General features: G+C 36.1%; 19 protein-coding genes and 1 riboswitch. Of the genes, 7 read left to right on the forward strand and 12 right to left on the reverse strand.

Annotation, left to right across the window (positions count from 1 at the left end; all coding sequences use genetic code 11):
• Positions 1 to 216 precede the first annotated feature (216 nt).
• From DS830_RS04160 to DS830_RS04170, 3 genes are all read left to right on the forward strand, one after another.
• Positions 217 to 1260, forward strand: a complete 1044-nt coding sequence (locus DS830_RS04160) for a PTS sugar transporter subunit IIC (RefSeq protein WP_118908355.1) — start codon at positions 217 to 219, stop codon at positions 1258 to 1260.
• A gap of 78 nt (positions 1261 to 1338) precedes the next feature.
• Positions 1339 to 1896 (forward strand): TetR/AcrR family transcriptional regulator, encoded by a 558-nt coding sequence (locus DS830_RS04165; protein ID WP_118908356.1) that lies wholly within the window; start codon positions 1339 to 1341, stop codon positions 1894 to 1896.
• Between the two features lie 2 nt (positions 1897 to 1898).
• Positions 1899 to 2495 (forward strand): NAD(P)H-dependent oxidoreductase, encoded by a 597-nt coding sequence (locus DS830_RS04170; RefSeq protein ID WP_118908357.1) that lies wholly within the window; start codon positions 1899 to 1901, stop codon positions 2493 to 2495.
• A 42-nt stretch (positions 2496 to 2537) separates the two neighbouring features.
• Here the strand turns inward: DS830_RS04170 and DS830_RS04175 are convergent, their stop codons facing one another.
• Genes DS830_RS04175 through lysA form a run of 7 tightly spaced genes read right to left on the reverse strand, consistent with a single transcriptional unit; the run spans position 2538 to position 9693 of the window.
• On the reverse strand, positions 2538 to 3596 hold the full coding sequence (locus DS830_RS04175; RefSeq protein ID WP_118908358.1) for an aspartate-semialdehyde dehydrogenase: 1059 nt from the start codon (positions 3594 to 3596) through the stop codon (positions 2538 to 2540).
• Positions 3596 to 4783: an aminotransferase class I/II-fold pyridoxal phosphate-dependent enzyme gene (locus tag DS830_RS04180; protein ID WP_118908359.1), complete on the reverse strand. Its 1188-nt coding sequence runs from the start codon at positions 4781 to 4783 to the stop codon at positions 3596 to 3598. Before DS830_RS04180 ends, DS830_RS04175 begins: the two co-directional genes overlap by 1 nt.
• 12 nt (positions 4784 to 4795) lie before the next feature.
• Complete coding sequence (dapB, locus tag DS830_RS04185) at positions 4796 to 5560, reverse strand: 4-hydroxy-tetrahydrodipicolinate reductase (protein WP_162887574.1); 765 nt, start codon at positions 5558 to 5560, stop codon at positions 4796 to 4798.
• Positions 5561 to 6484 carry a 4-hydroxy-tetrahydrodipicolinate synthase gene (gene dapA / locus DS830_RS04190; protein ID WP_118908361.1) on the reverse strand — a complete coding sequence of 308 codons (924 nt, stop codon included), beginning with the start codon at positions 6482 to 6484 and terminating at the stop codon, positions 5561 to 5563.
• Positions 6485 to 6498: 14 nt separating this feature from the next.
• Positions 6499 to 7653, reverse strand: a complete 1155-nt coding sequence (locus tag DS830_RS04195) for an N-acetyldiaminopimelate deacetylase (RefSeq protein ID WP_118908362.1) — start codon at positions 7651 to 7653, stop codon at positions 6499 to 6501.
• 4 nt (positions 7654 to 7657) lie between these two features.
• A complete protein-coding gene (gene dapD / locus DS830_RS04200; RefSeq protein WP_118908363.1) occupies positions 7658 to 8371 on the reverse strand; it encodes a 2,3,4,5-tetrahydropyridine-2,6-dicarboxylate N-acetyltransferase in 714 nt (237 codons plus the stop codon).
• A 2-nt stretch (positions 8372 to 8373) separates the two neighbouring features.
• Positions 8374 to 9693 carry a diaminopimelate decarboxylase gene (gene lysA, locus DS830_RS04205; RefSeq protein ID WP_118908364.1) on the reverse strand — a complete coding sequence of 440 codons (1320 nt, stop codon included), beginning with the start codon at positions 9691 to 9693 and terminating at the stop codon, positions 8374 to 8376.
• 89 nt (positions 9694 to 9782) lie between these two features.
• Positions 9783 to 9961, reverse strand: a riboswitch (Lysine riboswitch).
• Between the two features lie 303 nt (positions 9962 to 10264).
• On the opposite strand from lysA, the gene DS830_RS04210 reads away from it, so the two are divergent.
• The 3 genes from DS830_RS04210 to DS830_RS04220 all read left to right on the forward strand — a co-directional run bounded on the left by DS830_RS04210 (position 10265) and on the right by DS830_RS04220 (position 15130).
• Complete coding sequence (locus DS830_RS04210) at positions 10265 to 11617, forward strand: aspartate kinase (protein WP_118908365.1); 1353 nt, start codon at positions 10265 to 10267, stop codon at positions 11615 to 11617.
• Positions 11618 to 11628: 11 nt separating this feature from the next.
• Entirely contained in the window at positions 11629 to 12615 is a 987-nt protein-coding gene (gene dapF / locus DS830_RS04215) for a diaminopimelate epimerase (RefSeq protein ID WP_118908366.1), read from the forward strand.
• 109 nt (positions 12616 to 12724) lie between these two features.
• On the forward strand, positions 12725 to 15130 hold the full coding sequence (locus DS830_RS04220; RefSeq protein ID WP_118908367.1) for a Xaa-Pro dipeptidyl-peptidase: 2406 nt from the start codon (positions 12725 to 12727) through the stop codon (positions 15128 to 15130).
• 47 nt (positions 15131 to 15177) lie between these two features.
• On the opposite strand, the gene DS830_RS04225 is transcribed toward DS830_RS04220, so the two are convergent.
• Positions 15178 to 16614, reverse strand: coding sequence for an APC family permease (locus DS830_RS04225; protein WP_118902310.1), 1437 nt, complete (start codon positions 16612 to 16614; stop codon positions 15178 to 15180).
• Positions 16615 to 16749: 135 nt separating this feature from the next.
• Complete coding sequence (locus DS830_RS04230) at positions 16750 to 17235, reverse strand: GNAT family N-acetyltransferase (protein WP_118902313.1); 486 nt, start codon at positions 17233 to 17235, stop codon at positions 16750 to 16752.
• 89 nt (positions 17236 to 17324) lie between these two features.
• Between DS830_RS04230 and DS830_RS04235 the strand changes: the two genes are divergently transcribed.
• Positions 17325 to 18257: a glycosyltransferase family 2 protein gene (locus DS830_RS04235; protein WP_118908368.1), complete on the forward strand. Its 933-nt coding sequence runs from the start codon at positions 17325 to 17327 to the stop codon at positions 18255 to 18257.
• 40 nt (positions 18258 to 18297) lie between these two features.
• On the opposite strand, the gene DS830_RS08865 is transcribed toward DS830_RS04235, so the two are convergent.
• The 3 genes from DS830_RS08865 to DS830_RS04245 form a co-directional block, all read right to left on the reverse strand.
• Positions 18298 to 18471 carry a hypothetical protein gene (locus DS830_RS08865; RefSeq protein WP_162887514.1) on the reverse strand — a complete coding sequence of 58 codons (174 nt, stop codon included), beginning with the start codon at positions 18469 to 18471 and terminating at the stop codon, positions 18298 to 18300.
• A gap of 151 nt (positions 18472 to 18622) precedes the next feature.
• Positions 18623 to 19963, reverse strand: a complete 1341-nt coding sequence (locus DS830_RS04240; protein WP_118908369.1) for a glucose-6-phosphate isomerase — start codon at positions 19961 to 19963, stop codon at positions 18623 to 18625.
• A gap of 93 nt (positions 19964 to 20056) precedes the next feature.
• The gene (locus DS830_RS04245) at positions 20057 to 20677 is read right to left on the reverse strand and encodes a VanZ family protein (RefSeq protein ID WP_118902322.1); all 621 of its coding nucleotides are present in this window, start codon (positions 20675 to 20677) and stop codon (positions 20057 to 20059) included.
• Positions 20678 to 20744: the final 67 nt, after the last annotated feature.

Below are 20744 nucleotides of genomic sequence, written 5' to 3' on the forward strand. Positions count from 1 at the left end.
TAAACTCACATTTAAATATTGATAATTATTACTTTGGGTATTTTCAGAAAAGCAATCTGAAACGCCCGAAGATTTCAGCATGAAATTCAAAGGCCGCACAGGTTGCTTTAACAACTACTGTGCGGTGCAATTATCCTGAGTAATTCCTCTTCTGCCCTCACAGTTTGTTATTCTGTGAGGGATTTTTGTTTAATTAAAATTAATGAGGTGGAATATATGCAAAAAAATGGCAAAGAAATACTGATGAACACTTTAAACGGTCTATCAACTGGAATTATCGTTGCTTTAGTTCCAGGTGCTTTACTTAATAACTTAATCAAGGCTTTATTGCCCAAATTTCCTAATCTAGCAATCATTTTAACAATGACTAGCTTAGCGGCTATGATGTTACCTGTGGCTAGTGCTGCTTGTGTCGGAATGATTGGCAAATTATCACCTATTCAAACAGCTTCATTAGCCTTGGCTGCTGTATGTGGTGCTGGTAATTTTCATTTTACTAAACAAGGCTTTAATGCAGCTGGTTCTGGTGATGTAATTAATATCGCTGTTACAATTATGATTGGCTACTTATTAATTGAATTGTTGGGCACTAAATTCAAAGCTTATACCGTCTTATTATTGCCTACTTTAGTTTTAATTGTGGCTGGTGGTCTAGGCATTTTGACTCTCAAGCCTGTCCAGCAAATTACTACCTTTATTGGTATGATTATTGCGCACTTAACTAATTTACAACCTATTTTAACTGGTGCTTTGATGGGAATTGCTTTTGCTTTATTAATTGTTTCTCCGATTTCTTCTGTTGGAATTGCCACAGCAGTAGGTATTCACGGTATTGCCGCAGGATCGGCCAACTTAGGGATTACCGCTGCTAGCTTTGCTTTAGCTATTTATGGCTGGAAAGCTAATTCTATCGGAACTTCACTTGCCCATTTTCTAGGTTCTCCCAAGATGCAAATGGCCAATCTTATGACTCGCCCACGTCTATTACTACCTATTATAATTAATGCGGCAATTATGGGAGGTGTCGGTGCTTTATTTAAGATAGGCGGCACTCCTACTAGTGCTGGTTTTGGATTTTCAGGATTAATTGGTCCTCTAGCTGCTCTTAATAGTTGGCAATCTAATTCCATCGGTCAAATAATCGAAGTTACTATTCTGTTCTGTGTGTTACCGATTCTGTTAGGATTCGCTAGTAATTATTTATTTAATAATAGATTAAATTATTTTTCAGTCCAAGATTTTGCTCTCAATTACGAATAAACATTTAAAGCAGTTAAATTAACTGCTTTTATTGTATTCTAAAGATAACAGCGTTATCCTTTGAATATAGGAGGTAATATGAATTCTAATAATACTAAAGAAAAAATAATTCACTTAACAATTACAGAAATAAGTAATAATTCATGGGAAAATTTTTCATTACGGCAAGTGTTGCGAAAATTAGGTTTAACTACCGGCGCTTTTTATAAGCATTTTGAAAGTAAAGATGATTTATTTAAAATAATTAGTATTGAAATTTCCCAAAATATTTATCAAACTATTTTGCCCACTGTTAGGCAACAAAATAGCCCACAAGAACAATTACTACAACTCGGAAAGCAATTATTATTTTATTTTGAAAAACAGCCCAATTTGATTAATTTTTTATTTTTCAATCCTAGCATTAATTCCCTTTATCAAGCGACAAATCCAGAACAGGAGCATTTTCAACTATACAATTTAACTGTTACTATTATTAACAATCTTTTGCCGCAAAAAACACCGGCACAACGTCAAGAATTTTTGATCAAGATTTGGTCTTTTATACAGGGTTATGGTTTTTTAATCAAGAATAAAGTGGTAGCTTTTAATCCAGAATTACTTAAACAGACTTTAAATCAACTCTTAGGAGAATAACTATGTCAGTCAATAATATCTTAATCATCTATTGTCATCCCTACACTGGGAGTTTTAATCATGCTGAATTAGAAGCTGTAATTCACAATTTGCAACAGCATCACCAAAATTTTACAGTGATAGATTTATATGCAGATGGATTTATACCATTTTACGACCAAGAAGAATTGCGGCTCTTTCATACTGGCCAAACTCATGATCCTTTAGTCACAAAATATCTTCATTTATTACAGGCAACCCAAGGAATTATATTTATCAGTCCGATTTGGTGGAATAGTATACCTGGCATGCTTAAAGGTTTTATTGACAAAGTAATGAAAGAAGGACCAGGATTGTCGCATACGGTTTCTCAAACTGGTATTCATGGAGAATTAACTAATATCAAAAAAGCCTATGTTTTGACTACTTCCACGTCACCAACTTTATATTTTCGCTGTTTAATGGGTAATGGAATTCAAAAAATATTTATTCGAAAGACATTAAGACAATTAGGTATTAAACATGGTCAGTGGCAAAATTTTGGCGGTATTTCTAGTTCAACTAACAGTAAGCGGCAAAATTATTTAGAGCACTTATCACAACAAAATTTTAATTTCTAATAAAAAAGATGGCTGCAATTTGCAGTCATCTTTTTGTTAATATTAAGGCACGCGTACAAGATCTCTTTTTACCAGACATTCAGCAATATCAACAGTATTACTAGCAGCACCTCTTAATAAATTATCAGCTACAACCCACATATGGAAAGCTCCAGGATTTTCATTATCTGCACGGACACGCCCTACAAAGGTATCTCTCTTTCCAGCAGCTAATAATGGTTGCGGATAAATCTGTTCTTGTGGCTTATCTTGTAACACTAAGCCGGGGGTTTGTTCAATTTCTGATTGTATTTCTGATGCTACGGCACTTTTATCTTCCACAGTGAAATAAACTGCTTCACCATGGCCAATTTCTACTGGCACACGAACACAAGTTGCAGTTACTTTAATCCGTGAAGAATCTTGATCATTAAATAAAATCTTTTTAGTTTCATGAATCATTTTCCATTCTTCATGGGTATATCCATCATCTTCAAAAACATCAATTTGTGGTAATAAATTGAAAGCTAATGGATAATGCTTTTTATCAGCTGCTGTTGGCAAAATATTAGCTACTAATTCTTCATTATCCAAACGTTCTTGCGCTTGTTGTAACATTTCATTCCAGGCTGATTGACCAGCGCCGGAAACAGCTTGATAAGTCGAAACAATAATCTGTTCTAATCCCCAACGTTGATAAATGGGGAATAAGGCAGCTACCATTTGAATAGTAGAACAATTAGGATTAGCAATAATTCCTTTATGCTGGTTTAATTGTTGCTCATTCACTCCTGGAATAATTAAAGGAACATTTTCATCCATTCGAAAGGCACTAGTATTATCGACACAAACTGCACCACGCTTCACTGCCTCAGGCAATAATTGTTTGGAAACTGTGCCTCCTGCGGAAGATAAAACCAAATCCACATTTTCAAATGATTTTGGAGTAGCTTCTTCCACTATTACTTCTTGATCATTGAATTTCAACTTTTTCCCTGCAGAACGTTTTGATGCTAAAAATTTTACATCTTTTACAGGAATGTTTGATTGCTCTAATTCACTAATTAACCGACTGCCAACTGCACCAGTTGCACCTAAAATAGCCACAACATACTTTTTCATTAACCTTTGACCTCTGTTTTTAAAAATTTTTGTATACGATTCATTGCTGTTTGTAAATCTTTATCGCTCGCAGCGTAAGAAAAGCGTACGTAGCCTGCACCTCCGGGACCAAAAGCACTACCTGGTGTACCTCCCACTTTAGCCTTTTGTGCTAAATCTAAAGCAAATGCTTCGTCATCTGTACCATAAACCGATGGAATCTTCACAAAAATATAAAAGGCACCTTCACTTGTGATAGTTTCCAATCCCATCTGCTTTAAAGCTGTCATAATATAATCTCGACGTTGCTGATAAATCTTTCTAGCTGCTATTGGATCAGCAGCACCATTTTCTAAAGCCTCCGCTGCAGCAGCTTGTGCTGGATTTGATGGAGCTGTTACCATAAAAGCATGCATTTTTGTAATTAAGCCAATTAAATCTTTGGGACCCACAACATAACCTATCCGGTAACCCGTCATTGCATGCGATTTAGAAACTCCATTAATTAATAACGTTCGTTCTGGTAAATAGCGGGCAATTGAAACATGAGGTTGATCATAAGTAAATTCACTATAAATTTCATCAGAAATGACATATAAGTGATGTTCTTTAATAATTTCAGATAATTGTTGTAAATCTGTTTGTGAGTACTCACGTCCAGTAGGATTAGTTGGATAATTTAATAAAATGGCTTTAGCTTGAGGATGCTGTTTTAAGGTAGTTTCTAAATCTTCAGGAGTTAAAACAAAATCACTATGCGCTGTATTAATAGCAACTAACTGCGCTTGTGTATATTGAATTAGAGGAAAATAAAGTGCATAAGATGGTGTAGGTACGATAATTTCATCCCCTGGCTGAAATAGTGCCAACATTGTAGCTGCTAAAGCTTCTGTCGCTCCTACAGTGACAACAATTTCATTTTGAGGATTATAATCTAAGCCTTCTGTGCGTTGCAAATAATGGCTAACAGCTTGCCGCAACTTTAAAGTACCTGTTTGTGCTGAATAGTGAGAATCATTATTCAAAATACTCTGCACTGCTGCTTGTTTCACATGATCTGGTGTGTTTAAATCAGGTTCTCCCAAAGTCAGCTTGACAATTCCAGGAATATTTTCTACTTTTTGTGAAAAAGCTCTAATGCCTGAAGGTTTAATATTTTTAATTCGCGTTTGCGTGATTTGTGCTAAATCCGCGGGTAAGTCTGGCATTTTTATACTTCCTTATAATATTTTTTCTAATCCAACTACTAATTCAGATAAGTCTAATACCCGATCTAAAGCTACTTGAACTCCTTGCATAAATGAAGATCGATCAAAAGAATCTTGTCTGATTGTTAAAGCTTCTCCAGGTCCACCAAAGAGCACTTGTTCATGAGCTAAATAACCGGGCAAACGCACCGAATGGACCTTAACCCCTTGATAATCAGTCCCTCGAGCAGCTACTTCATTCGAGTTATCTTTTGTTAAAGGCTGTTTTAAGCGACTTTGAGCTATGAGTTGTGCTGTTTTAATGGCTGTTGCTGATGGAGCATCAATTTTATCTTGATGATGCATTTCAATCACCTCAGCATCTGGAAAATATTTAGCCGCTTCTTGAGCAAACTTCATCAATAAGACTGCTGATAAGCCGAAGTTAGGAGCAATAAGGCCGCCAATATGCTGTTTATTCGCTAAAGCTTGAAGTTGTTCAATTTGAGAATCTTTTAATCCACTAGTACCAATAATGGGACGAATTTGATGCTCCAAGGCGTATTTAGTGTTTTCAAATACTGCTTGCGGAGTTGTAAAGTCAATCCAAATATCAGCAGCAATATCAACGTCAGCTAATTTTTCAAAAATTTGTACATCTGCTGGTAAATTTGTTAATTTTTGGGCATGAGGCGCTAAAGCGGCTACTAATTGGCAATCAGATTGCTTCATGACTAACTGTGCTGCTTGTTGTCCCATAGAACCTGTAATACCTGCAATTATCACTTTTTTCATAATTTAATTAACTCCTAACTCTAATGGTAATGCTCCCGATAAAGCATGTTCTTGGAGTCCTAAGTGCAAAGCTAATTGCTCTTTTTCAGATTCATTTAAATCCATAATTGGTAAACGACAACTACCACTAGCAAGTCCCTGTGCTGTTAATACAGCCTTTACTGGCGATGGGGAAGGATACATAAACAAAGCTTGCATTTTAGGTAGTAATTGCCGTTGTAATGTTCCTGCAGTTTGAACATCGCCTTCGGCCAATGCACCATACATTGATCGCATGGCTTTTCCATAAATATGTGCAGCTACGGATATGACGCCACGAGCACCCAAAGTTTTAGCCGTTAAAGCCTGTGCATCTTCTCCAGTATAAACCATAAAATCATCTGTGGTATTTTCTATGATATATTCTAAGTCTTCTAATGAAGTACATTGCTTAACACCAGCAATTTGTGGGTTTTGAGATAATTCCACAATTGTCTCTTTAGCAATCGTAATCCCTGTTCTTCCTGGAATATTATAAATCATCAAAGGAATTTGCGATTGAGCTGCTACTGCTGCAAAATGAGCTTTAATACCACGCTGGTTGGGCTTATTGTAATATGGGGCCACTACTAATGCTGCATCAACTCCTGGAATTTGACTTACTTCACGGGTAAATTGAACTGTCTCTGCAGTATTATTACTTCCTGTACCAGCAATTACTGGAACACGTTGTGAGATAATTTGCGCAAAATTCGTATACAATTCAATTTTTTCATCATGACTCATTGTAGCCGCTTCGCCAGTTGTACCGCCAATTACAAATCCGCGACTGCCCGTTTTTAATAAATGCTCAGTTAATTGTTCTAATCCAGGATAATCAATACTGCCATCATCTTTAAAAGGCGTAATAATTGCTGTCATTAAATCAGCATTTGTAAAATTTGTCATTGCACTTTCCTCCTTTAATTAGTTTGCATATGGTTATTCAAAAAGCCAATCATCGCTTGCATCCCAGCAAACATTGCATCTTCTTGAGGATTAAAAGTTGCAGAATGCAATTGTGCCTTATCTTGAACGCCCAGCCAAAACATTGTTCCTGGAATTTGTGCTAACAAATATCCAAAATCTTCTCCTGTCATAGCTGGTTGCGTTTCTTGATACTTAATATCAGGATTACTTTTCATATAATTAATAAATTCTGCTGTTAATTGGGGATTATTTTCAACAGGCCAATAACCGCCTTGATGGAGCTCTACTTGCACATCAGCATTAAAACTCTTAGCAATACCAGCACCAATTTCTTGCAAACGTTGATCGATTCTTTCAATCATAGTTTGTGTTAATCCTCTAATAGTACCTTCCAAATGAGCGTGACCAGCAATTACATTCCGAATAGTTCCAGCTTCCATTTTCCCGATTGTCACTACCCCACCTTCAATTGGGTCAATACTACGAGAAATAATTGTCTGTATTTGTTCAATCATTGCTGATGCCGCTACAATCATATCATTAGCTCTTTGAGGGTAAGCAGCATGCCCATCTTGTCCTTGCAGATCAATATTTATTTCTGTAGTACCTGCAAATAAAGTTCCTAAACGACAGCCAATTGTGCCTGATGGCAAATCTGGTGTTACATGTAGGGCATAAAATTCATCTGGGCGCCAAGCACCTTGAAAAACTCCCTGTTCATAAGCCAGCTTCCCGCCATTTTCACTTTCTTCAGCAGGCTGGAAAAAGAAGATTAAATCATCTTGTGGTTGGTGTTCACTGAAATAATTTAAAATGCCTAAAGCTACAGTCATATGCAAATCATGACCACATGCATGCATTTGTCCAGTATGACAAGAAGAAAACGCTAAGTTAGTTTGTTCTGTTACAGGTAAGCCATCAATATCAGCACGATAGCCAATAGTTTTTTGAGGATGGGAGCCATGTACTTTTACTAATAAGGCAGTAGGCAATTGCGGAATTGTTTTTATTTCTAAATGTTGCGCATTAAATTGTTTAATTATTTTGATTAAATAATCATGAGTTTGTGTTTCTTGTAAAGCCAATTCAGGTATTTGGTGTAAATCGCGGCGAATTTGGAGTAGTTGTTGTTTGGTTAAAATACTCATAAGCTCACAACTTTCTCAAATCAGTTTCAATTTTGGTTTTAGCACTAGTTTTAGCATCGATTTTTTTAATCAATTTAGCCGGAACGCCCGCAACTACGCTATGAGCAGCTACATCTTGGGTAACGACTGCGCCGGCAGCAACGACTGCCCCAGCACCCACCTGTACTCCTTCTAACACAACCGCATTAGCGCCAATTAAAGCACCCGCACCTATTCTTACTGGTTGGGCCGAAGCTGGTTCAATCACTCCAGCTAAAACTGCACCCGCACCAATATGAGCATTAGCGCCAACAATCGCTCGACCACCCAAAACTGCGTTCATATCAATCATGGCACCCGCGCCTATTTCTGCACCAATATTGATAACTGCTCCCATCATAATGACGGCTTGATCACCTATTTCAACTTGATCACGGATAATTGCTCCTGGCTCAATCCGCGCATTAATTGCTTTCATATCTAAAAGTGGAACAGCCGAATTACGACTACTATTTTCGATTTGATAGTCCGTAATTTCATTAGCATGTTGTTTTAAAAATGGACCTAAATCTTCCCAATCACCAAAAACCACTCCAGTTGTTTTTTCAATAAAAGTTTGCACTCCCTGAGGCCAGGAAAGATTTTCTAAATCACCTTTCACATATACTTTAACTGGAGTTTTTTTAGGAGCATCACTGATAAATTTGATGATTTCTGGTGCTGATAATTTGTTTTTCATAACTAATTCCCCCCTTTTTGTTGATAAAAACAATCATGACTTACTAAATCAGCGTACGTTTCCCGTTTTATAACTAATTGAGATTTGCCTGCTTCCGCAAAGACTACTGCAGGACGCGGAACGCGATTATAATTGGAAGCCATGCTGTAACCATAAGCACCAGTTGCTAAAACTGCAACAATGTCTCCCGGATGGCTAGCGGGCAATTTTTGTTGATCAATTAAAATATCTCCTGATTCACAATATCGTCCAGCTAAATGGACTGTTTCTACTGCTGCTGCTTGAGGATTTCTAGCCAAAATAGCTTCGTAATCAGCCTGATATAATGCAGGGCGAATATTATCACCCATTCCTCCATCAACATTAACATAAGATTGCAAACCGGGGACATCTTTTCGTGAGCCAATTGTATATAAGCTATAGCCTGCTGCCCCAACAATTGAGCGTCCTGGTTCAATCCAAATAGCGGGGATGGACAATTGATACTTGCTTGCAGATCTTTTTACTGCTTGAACAATGGCTTTGACGAAAACTTCTGGCTCAATAATTTGATCTTGAGCTGTATAACGAATACCAAAACCACCACCTAAATTCAACACTTGTGGCTGATAGTCATACTGCTGTGACCAGTCTTTAATGATTTGCATCAAAGCTTGCACTTCTAATTCAAATCCTTCGACCTCTAAAATCTGTGAACCAATATGAGCATGGATTCCAATTAAATCCATGCGAGAATTAGCTAAAACCATTTTGAGAGCTCGAGTTGCTTGTCTTGAACGAACATCAAAACCAAATTTACTATCTTCTTGCCCAGTTTGATCATATTGGTGAGTATGAGCTGTTACTCCAGGAGTAATGCGCAGCATAACTTTAATTTCAGCTTGATTTTCTTGCAGAATTTGATCCAACAATTCAATCTCATAAAAATTATCTAAAATAATAACTCCCACATGCTGCTTAACCGCTAATAATAATTCTGCTGGTGTTTTATTATTTCCATGAAAGCTCACTTTCTCCATCGGAAATCCAGCCTGTAAAGCGGTATACAATTCTCCTCCAGAAACAACATCAATATGTGCCCCTGCTTGGTTTACTACTTGATACATAGCAATAGCTGCAAATGCCTTACTGGCATAACTAACAGCATAATCAATATTTTGTTGAGCAAATGCTGTTTGAAAAGCTTGCAGCTGCTGTTTAATGCGAGCCACATCATAAACAATTAATGGTGTCCCAAAATTTTGAGCTAATTCTAAAGCATCAACCCCACCAATAGTTAGATGGTTATGCTCATTAATATCATATAGATTATTTGTTAGCATTGGCAACTCTCCTATTATATTAAAAAAGACTCTTTTGTGCGCATAAGCAAACAAAAGAGTCCTTCAGACAAGATATTATCTGGTTTCAATTTTGTCGATAGCGCTCCGCAAATTATCATTTGCGACAGTCCGCAATTTATTGGATTACGTCCCAGCTAATTAATCACTGCAATAATTAATGCTTCGGCAACCGCCCCTTTCACTAGTTTCGATGCCTTTGCAGAAACTCCACTAGCTAATCATGTTGATTGCGACCTCTTCGATTAACAAAAATATTATTATTAATTAATCATAATGTCAACACTTTTCATAATTTATTAATTAAAAAGTGCAAAAATAAAACCACAATTGCCAAAATAACTTCACTGCCAGCTTAATTTATTTTAAAAATCAAAGCCAGAAAAATTGCTTCAAAATAGGACTATACCAATATTTTCAACTTTCAAAATAAATAATTTTTTTCAATAATGCTCCTTAGTCGTTGAAATTTATATTTGCAGATTAAAATTAAAATGTTACAATTTAGCCTAATTACATTAAAAAAATTTTAATAAAAGAAGGATTCGTCAAAATGAGAGTTGTTAAGTTTGGTGGTAGTTCACTCGCTAATGGTCCTCAAGTTCAAAAAGTACTTAATATTATTTTAGCTGAACCTAAACGTCATGTCATCGTTACTTCTGCACCTGGAAAAAGGTCAGATTCTGACATTAAGGTAACCGACCTTTTAATCAAATATGCAAATTGTGTACTTCAAAAAAGAGATTATCAGGCAGCCTTAAATCAAATCTGGACACGTTATCAAGAAATTGCTGATTTTTTTGATATTTCTCAAAATTCATTGCAACCTTTAAAACAAGAACTCATTGAATTACCCTTAACTAACTATGCCAATTATGATTTTTTAATGGCTGCTTTCAAAGCGCATGGAGAAAAAATTAATGCCCAATTACTTACTCTAATTCTGCAAAAACAAGGTGTTGCAGCACGCTTTTTAGATCCAAAAACTGCTGGATTACTGGTAAGCGATGTGCCTAATGATGCCGCCGTTTTACCACAAACTTATCAAAATTTAAAAAAATGGCGCCACACCCAAGAATTGTTAATCGTTCCAGGATTCTATGGCGTCACTGAAAGTGGGCAAATTGCGACCTTTTCACGTGGTGGTTCTGATATTACCGGTGCCATTTTAGCACAAGGGCTACAAGCTGAGCTGTACGAGAATTTTACTGATGTCAATGCAATTTATGCTGCTGATCCTCGAATTGTAACACATCCTCAACCAATTCAAGTTATGACTTATCGTGAATTGCGGGAGTTATCTTATGCAGGTTTTTCGGTGTTCCACGATGAAGCATTGATACCTGCAATTGAGGGCCAAATTCCAATTAAGGTCAAAAACACTAATCATCCTAATCTTCCTGGAACTATGATTGTTCCTGAACAACATTTTCATACTCAAAATGTCATTACTGGCGTGGCTAGTTCCAATCATTTTGCAGCACTTTATTTGCATCGCTATCTGCTTAATAAAGAAGTTGGTTTCACATTAAAACTATTACAAATTTTTTATCAATTTAATATCTCTTATGAACATATGCCGTCAGGGATTGACGACTTGACAGTTATCTTTGACAAACGCCAATTTACAGAGGAATTACGCCAACAAATGTGTCAAAAAATTCAAGAAGTTTTAAATCCGGACTATTTAGAATGGATTGACGACTATGCTATTCTGATGATTGTAGGTGAAGGAATGCGAAATAAAATTGGTGTCATGAAATTAATCACTTCATCTTTGGCCAAAAAAAATATTGGACTGCATATGATTAATCAAGGTGCTTCTCGGATTTCAATTATGTTAGGAACCAAACAAGCTGATGCACCTATCGCAGTTTCAGAAATTTATCATCAATTTTTTAATTAAAGGAGAATATCATGGTTACAATTCAAAAAGTGCATGGCTCTCAAAATCAATTTTTTTTACTTGATCAAACTACTTTACAACAGCCACTCACCCAAGAAGAATTAGTCATCCTAGCAAAAAATATTACTAATTCACAAACTGGACTTTTAGGTGGTGCTGATGGCTTGTTAGTAGTTAGTAACTCTCAACATCTGCCAGCACTGGGAAAAATGCAAGTAATTAATGCTGATGGTACTATTGCTTCAATGTGCGGTAATGGTCTTCGTACTGTAGGACGCTATTTAGCCGAAAAATATCAGCAAAATGATTTTATTGTGGAAACTGAGCAGGCTGATTTAAAAGTTACTTGCCAAGCTGATTGGGCGCCAGATGTCAAAGCTATCAGCGTGGAAATTAGCCCAGTCAGTTTTCAACGTGCGGCATTACCCTTTGACAACTTAGGAACGGAACAATTAATTAATCAACCTGTCCCAGTATTAGCTTCTGATTTAAAGTTCACAGCTATTGCTGTGCCCAATCCACACTTAATTAGTTTTGTATCGGCTAAAATTTTAGCTGGCGACTTACTAAAAAATTTAGGGACCAAACTTAATCAAGCTAATCCTTATTTTCCCGATGGTGTCAATGTCAGTTTTGCTCAAATTATTAATGAGCAACAACTATTTGTTCAAACTTTTGAACGAGGCGTTGGCTTCACTAATGCTTGTGGTACAGGGATGTCGGCGACTAGTCTTGCCTTTGCTCTCATTCATCCAGAGTTGAACATTTTCGATCGTTTGCTGACAGTTTATAATCCCGGCGGTTATGTTCAAACCCGAGTTCATCAAACTGATAATCATTACTGGATTGAACTTATTGGTAATGCCACAATCACCCACTATCTAGACTTAAATGAAAATGACTTGCATCATGCCACTATCGACCCAGCACAAGTAAAAATCACTCCAACAGTTGAAGATGCTGCTTATCAACAATTTATTAAAGATCGTCGTCCATAAGTAAAAACGATATTATTTAAAATAGTTCCTACCTTTACTAGAGGTTAGGAACTATTTTGCTCACTTGTATGATGCGTTATAATTATTAAATACTCATGAGGAGGTTCTTATGAAATTAAATCAATTTGCTATCAAACCCACTGACGTACAGCAAGAAATTTTTGAACTACAGCAGATTCATTTTATTGACGCAGATTTTCTTGATTTGGCACCACATCAAGCCTTAAAGCAGCTATTGCTCACTAGTTTTCCCGAATTGGATGATATTAAATCTCAAACAGTTCAATTACGAACTTTGATGGCGACTTCTCACCAAAATGCTGAAGAATATGTACAACAAGAGCAAATCACAGCCACCGCTTTTTACAATCTTTATTTTCAATTGTTAGGCTTTGAAGTTGAGCAAGATTTTGATTTGCAGCAACCTTTAAAAATCAAAGCTGATGTTCACCATCCGCAATTTGTCGACCAACAGCTAACTACTTCAGACTTGGTTCATGGATGGTATCAACTCTTAATTACTCATACTGTTCATGGACAAACATTCTTAGATGAGTTGGCTAGTCGCGGTTATTTTGAAACAATAATGCACAATAGTTCTAAACCGTTGATTTTTAATGGCAAGACTCAGCCTGTTTTTGATACTAATCAACTTCTTCATGAGGTGGTTTATGTAGAATCTAGCTTAGATAGCGATCATGATGGTCAACGTGATTTGTTAAAAGCCGAAATTATCAGGCCCAGTGAATCTAATCACCAACCGGTTCCTGTCCTTTATACCGCTTCACCTTATAATCAAGGGACTAATGATGTAGCTGGTGAACGATTAACCCATAATGTTAATGTTTCACTCACACCTAAACAACCTACTGTATCCACGATTGAGCAAAATCAAACTACTTCATCAAAAATTCCTGCACCCAGAGCTATTAAGGGACAAACCAAGCATGCTCAAGCTAGTTTTGGTAATCATTTTAGTTATAGTTTGAATGATTATTTTCTTGCACGTGGATTTGCAGTGGTGTATGCCGCAGGTATCGGCACGAAAGATTCTCAAGGTATGCGCATCTGTGGTGATGATCAAGAAACTCAATCTGCAACTGCAATTATTGAATGGCTTAACGGTCAACGCACGGCTTTTACTGACAAAACCCAACAAATTAGTATCAGTGCCTGGTGGTGCAATCACCATATTGCTATGACTGGTCGCTCTTATTTAGGCACTCTTGCAACTGCTGTTGCTACAACTGGTGTTGCTGGACTCAAAACCATTATTTCCGAGGCAGCAATTTCTAGTTGGTATGATTATTATCGTGAAAACGGACTCGTAGTTGCTCCGGGAGGATTTCCAGGTGAAGATGCAGACGTTTTAGCAGAAGAAACTTTTTCCCGTCAAAAACAGGCAGGTGATTATCAGCAGATTAAAGCCACTTGGCTGGAACAATTACACCAAATAAAACAACAGCAAGATCGTCAAACGGGTAACTATAATGATTTTTGGGATAAACGCAACTACCGTCATAATATTAAAAAAATTAAAGCCGATATTATCATGGTTCATGGCTTAAATGATTGGAATGTGAAACCCAAAAATGTTTACAAACTATGGCAGGCTTTAAAAGACATCCCCGTAACTAAAAAGTTAATCCTTCACCAAGGTCCTCATATTTATATTAATAATTTTCGTTCATTGGACTATACTGATATGATGAATCTTTGGCTAACATATAAGTTGTACGATGTTAATAATCAAGCAGCACAGATTCTTCCAGATGTTTTAATTCAAGATAATGCACAAGCAGAAACCTGGCATAGTCAAACTGACTGGGGCAATAAAAATAATTCACACCAAGTTTATTATTTACAAAATCAACAACTGCAAACTCAGCCAGCACCTAAAGATTTGACACCGCAAATTTATCGTGATTATCTGATTCCAGAAAAATTTAATTATTATACAAATCATTTAGAAAATTGGAAAAATGACTTGGTTCAAACAGATTCCGATTTGGCAGCAACACGTTTAATCTTTAAAACGGCACCTCAAACTGAAACTCTCATCTTAGATGGCAGACCACAGGTCAAGTTACGTTTAGCCAGTGATCACAATATCGGGTTAATAAGCTGTCGTTTAATTGACTATGGTACTTATCACCGTTTAGAGAAATTACCCCAAGTTCTAGAAACACAAGCCTTTGATTTGGGATTTCATTATCAAAAAGAAGATTTACGCGAATACCAATTGTCTAACTCAACTAGCGATTACCAGCTTATTTCTTTGGCCCACATGAATCTTCAAAATCGTACTGCCTTAACTCAAGTTGAAACCGTTAATCCCGGGGAATTTTATGAATTCACTTTAGCATTACACCCCACCCATTACCGCTTATTACCAGGGCATCAGCTGGGATTAATTGTCTATGCTACCGATATGGAAATGACAATTCGAGGCAATCAAGATATTCATTATCAACTTGACTGTGCTAATTCTAAATTAATACTTCCGTATTGCTAAGCAATAAAAAAACTTGATTAATCATAGACTAATCAAGTTTTTTTATTTTAACTATTTTTCTTTTCCAAATAGGAATGATGCATACCATAAAAGAAGTAGACCAAGACCCCTACCAAGAACCAGGCTCCAGCATATAATTTAGCTGCGTGGCTCAAACCATAAAACACTATCAAAGAACCAAGAAAACCTAAAAATGGTAATACTGGATAAAGTGGCATTTTAAAACCTGTATTCACAATATCTTTACCCTCACGCCGGCGAAGTCCATAAATACCTAAAGAAACAAACATAAAAGCAATCAACGTCCCTGCTGAAATCAGTTGTGATAATTCATCAAAAGGAAATATGGAACCAATAATAACAGAAACTAGTGTAATCACAATTAAAGCATGATTTGGTAGATTTTTATCATTTACTTTTCCCAACCATTTTGGCAATAAACCATCACGACCAAAAGAATAAATCAATCTTGAACCAGCCAGCATCATCCCAATCAAGGCTGTAAACATGCCAATAACAGCAATTGCTTGGACTACAGAAGCAACAATACCATGTCCACTATGACGTAAAGCCCAGCCAACAGGCTCAGCATTATTTGCATATGAGGTATATTTAAACATTCCTACTAATACCAAGGCAACAGCAACAAACAATACTACTGCAATCACTAATGAACCTAAGATTCCACGAGGCATTGTTTTTTGAGGTTCTATAGCTTCTGCAGAATTAGCTGCAATTGAATCAAAACCAATATAAGCTAGAAAAATCATTGAGACCCCGGCATAAATACCCTGCCAGCCGCCAAAAGCACTCCCATCTGGATTAGCATGATACTTCGGAATGAACGGCGTATAATTTTGAGCATGAATAGCTGTTGCGCCAACAATAATAAATAAAATAATAGCTAAAACTTTAGCCACCACTAAAACATTCTCTACACGAGCTGCTTCTGTTACACCACGAGAAAGCAGGAGGGCTACACCAATAGTCACAATCGCAGCGACTAAATCTATTACTCCTCCATTACTGCCTAAAGGATTAGCTAAAGCATTGGGCAATTTTAAACCCAAAGGAGCAATTAATCCTCGAAAATTAGCAGATAAACCAGAAGCCACAAAAGCAACTGCAATAAAATATTCTGCAAGTAAAGCCCAACCGGCAACCCAGCCAAAAAATTCACCAAAGATTACATTAATCCAAGAATATGCCGAACCGGCAAAAGGCATTGCTGAAGCCATTTCTGCATAAGCAAAAGCAACTAATCCGGCAACCACGGCTGCACCTAAAAACGACAAGATAACTGCTGGTCCAGCATGCTCAGCTGCTACAGCTCCCGGCAAAGTAAAAATAGTGGTCGAAACAATTGTCCCCACACCTAAAGCCAAAAAATCACGCACTCGTAGGGTCCTCTCTAAATGCGCATCTTTAATTTCGTATACACTTGGATCTTCTTTACGCAACATCCGCTGTAGTAATTTATTCAAGCTCGGTACCCCCATGATTTCTTTGAAATTTAAATTAGAAATTGATTAATATTTTCTAACAACAGTACCATTTTGTCAATAACTTGAACCCAATTTAATGGAAAATAATGAAATAAATAATATTTTTACAGAAAACTAATCATTTAATGATTTTTTCATTACGATATCCGTGGGAATAAAACCCATTTTTTGATATAAATGCTGAGCTATTTGATTTTTACCAAAAACATGAAGTCCTAAATGTTGATAACCGAGTTTTTTAGCCTGCTCAAAAACTAATTGTAAGCCTTGCTGGCCATAGCCTTGATTTTGATATTTGGGCAAAATCGCATAATCATTGATAAACAAATAAGGTTCATCAGGCTGATCACCGTCCACCACTTCTGCTAACCAGACGTAGCCATATATTGGCTGTGACTTTGAACATAAAACATAGAAATAGTTATGATAAGTATCAAGTCCTTGTGGAAGTAACATCTGAAAATCTTCAGCAGCTCGCTGTTGAGCCTGATCTGGATGCCATAATTTATTGGCTACTTTTTGTTGTGCATATTCATGAATTTGTGAATGCAAAAATTCATTAAACTGTTGTTTTGTCATTGCTTGTAGTTGTAATTGCATAAATTTCTCACTTTCTATCTTAATCACAGCTAGAAATTTAGCTTAATTAAGGTTATGATTATTTTATCAAATAAAGAGGTTAGAACATAATGAACCAAAAAGTTAGTATCATTGTTCCTTGCCACAACGAAGAGGAAACAGTTGAACTTTTTTATCAAGCAATTAAAAAAACTTTTAGCAAATTACCTAACTATCAACCGTCCATCTTATTTATTAATGATGGATCTACTGATGACACATTAACCAAATTGCGGCAATTAACGGATAAAACGGATATTGATACTCATTTTATCTCATTTTCACGTCAATTTGGTAAAGAAGCTGGAATATATGCGGGACTGAAGAACGCTGATGGTGATTTAGTCACTATTATGGATGCAGATCTTCAAGACCCACCAGAAATGTTGATTCAAATGATTCAGCTTTTAGAAACTACCGACTATGATTGTATCGGCACTGCCCGCACGGATCGTAGTGGCGAACCTAAGCTGCGGTCTTTTTTTTCTAATATGTTTTACAAAATTATTAATCGGATTTCAGATACCCAAATCGTTCCGGGAGCCCGAGATTTTCGGCTTATGCGACGTGACATGGTTGATGCCATTATTGAAATGAGCGAATATAATCGTTTTTCCAAAGGCATCTTTTCTTGGGTGGGCTTTAAAACAAAATACCTCCCTTATAAAAATGTAGCCCGAGCAGCGGGCACTACGAGTTGGAATTTTTGGAGTTTATTCAAATATTCGATTGAAGGCATTACGGATTTTTCAACCGTCCCGCTGATTATTGCCGTTTGGTTAGGCTTATTTGTTATGTTTGTTGCCTTTGCTGGATTAATTTTTATTGTTATTCGGTCGCTGATTTTTGGCAATCCCACTAAGGGATGGTCATCAACGATCTCCATTATTCTCTTTTTAGGGGGAATGCAGCTGTTCTTTTTGGGGATTATTGGCAACTATATTGGGAAGATTTTCTTAGAAGTTAAAAAACGTCCTATTTATATTATTAAAGAGAAAAAATAATTAAGAAAAAAACTCCATGATTTTAATAATCAGGAGTTTTTTAATTGGGGAATTTTTTAATTTTTTCTAAATCACTTGCCTCTAAATAAAATTTAACTTCCCCAGTTTGTTCATTAACTTTAAGAACTAAGGGCTTAGAGATAGTAAACAACACGTCTGATTTTACTTTTAGACTGTTGGGCGAAACTACCAATTTATATTTATCATCTTTCATTAACCTTCCCCTATTCATCTTTTTGACTAATTATACACACCCTAATAGACTTTTACTATTTAAAGTTAAAAGAGGACGAAACTCATCGTTCCGTCCTCTTTTAACAATAGTCTTCAATAAAATTATATCTTAGCACTTTTATGCTTAATAGTTATAGTCGCTTATTTAATTGTTCACCTAATTCTTCATATCCAGGACGACCTAATAATGCGAACATGTTCTTCTTATAAGCTTCAACACCAGGTTGATTAAATGGGTTAATGCCATTTAAATAACCTGAAATAGCTACTGCAATTTCAAAGAAGTAAATCAAGTAACCTAACGTATAAGCATTTTGTTCAGGAATATGAACGCTCATTACCGGGACACCACCATCAGTATGGGCCAAAACTACTCCTTCATAAGCACGCTTATTCACGTAATCCATAGACTTACCTTCTAGATATTGCAAACCATCAAGATTACCAGCTTCTGCTGGAATAGTAACATCGTGACGTGGATTATCAATCATAATCACTGTTTCCATTAAATTACGACGTCCCTCTTGGATATATTGTCCAAGAGAATGTAAATCAGTTGAAAAGTTGGCAGAAGCCGGGAAAATACCCTTTTGATCTTTGCCTTCAGATTCACCCATTAATTGTTTCCACCATTCACCAAAATATTGCAAATTAGGTTCATAGTTTTCTAATAATTCTGTTGTATAACCTTTTCGATATAAAATATTTCTTAAAGCTGCATATTGATAAGCTTCGTTTTGATCTAAGTCAGCAACATTATAGTCACTCCGAGCTGCAGCAGCACCTTGCATTAATTGATCAATGTCAATACCAGCAACTGCAATTGGCAATAACCCTACAGCAGAGAGAACGGAAAAACGACCCCCAATATCATCAGGAACTACGAATTCTTCATAACCTTCAGCATCAGCTTCGGTCTTCAAAGCCCCTTTAGCCCGGTCAGTTGTAGCAAAAATTCGTTCTTTGGCGCCTTCTTCGCCGTATTTCTCAATTAATTTAGCCTTCAAAATTCGAAAAGCAATGGATGGTTCTGTAGTTGTACCTGATTTAGAAATGACATTAATACTGAAATCACGCTCACCAATAACTGCAAGTAAATCAGCCAAATAATTAGGACTAATGGAATTTCCACAGAAATAAACTTCTGGAACTTGGCGATCATTGTGAATATTATAAAAACTGCTACTTAAAAAATCAATTGCGGCCCGCGCACCTAAATATGAGCCCCCAATACCAATACCAACAAAAACTTCAGAATTAGATTGAATTTTTTGGGCAGCTTTTTTAATCCGAGCAAATTCTTTCTTATCATAATCAACAGGTAAGTCAATAAAACCCCGAAAATCATGGCCGGCACCTGTACCAGCTCGTAATTCTTGATCAGCTGCTGTAACCAGTGGCTGCATTTCCTTTAGTTCATTATCATGAACAAATTTTCCTAATTTGGATGCATCAAATTTAATATGTGCCATAGTTTCCTCCTCAATTATTATCTTCATTGACTATTTTAAACTACTACTGCTCAAATTGTCAGGTGTTTTTTGTAAACTCGACAATTAACTAAGCTATTTTTTAATTTTTTTCATGAAAGTTTGATATAAAGCAAAGCAAGCATAACCAATAGCTGCACCTACTGTATTAAAAATAACATCGTCAATGTCACTTACACCAGTAAATAAAACGAATTGCAAACTTTCTATCAATACAGAAAGCAACATTCCTGAAAATACTGTTTTACTGAAATTAATTTTTAACGGATTTAATAGTGGTAGTCCCAAGCCCCAAGGAATAAACCATGCAATATTACCACCAAAATTATATATAAAATCAAGAATTGATTTTCCGGTCGTTAATTTAAAAGTTTGCACTAATGGCTGAAAATTAATATTGGATAAAGAACGATGCCAGTAAAAATGAAAATCCCAAGGAAAATAACCATGTCGAAAAACGGTTAGAAAAAATAACAGCAATAAATAAATGGTAAAAACACTCAGAAGTATTTCATGTTTCCAATTCGATTTTTTTCTTTTGATCAACAAATAAACCACTCTAATTATTAAAAAGAGCAGAAAATAAAAGATTGTTTTATCTAAGCTATAAAATATCAATCTAATTAAAGGAAAATGATTGATTTTGTCAGAATATTGGAAATATACTTGTTGATAGATTGAGTTCAAAAAAATCATATTAGTCCCTCTGTGGCTATTTAACCTAATAAAATGTTAGAATTGAATTTATATTAACAGATAACTT

The organism is Bombilactobacillus bombi (genome assembly GCF_003522965.1).
GTDB classification, from domain to species: domain Bacteria; phylum Bacillota; class Bacilli; order Lactobacillales; family Lactobacillaceae; genus Bombilactobacillus; species Bombilactobacillus bombi.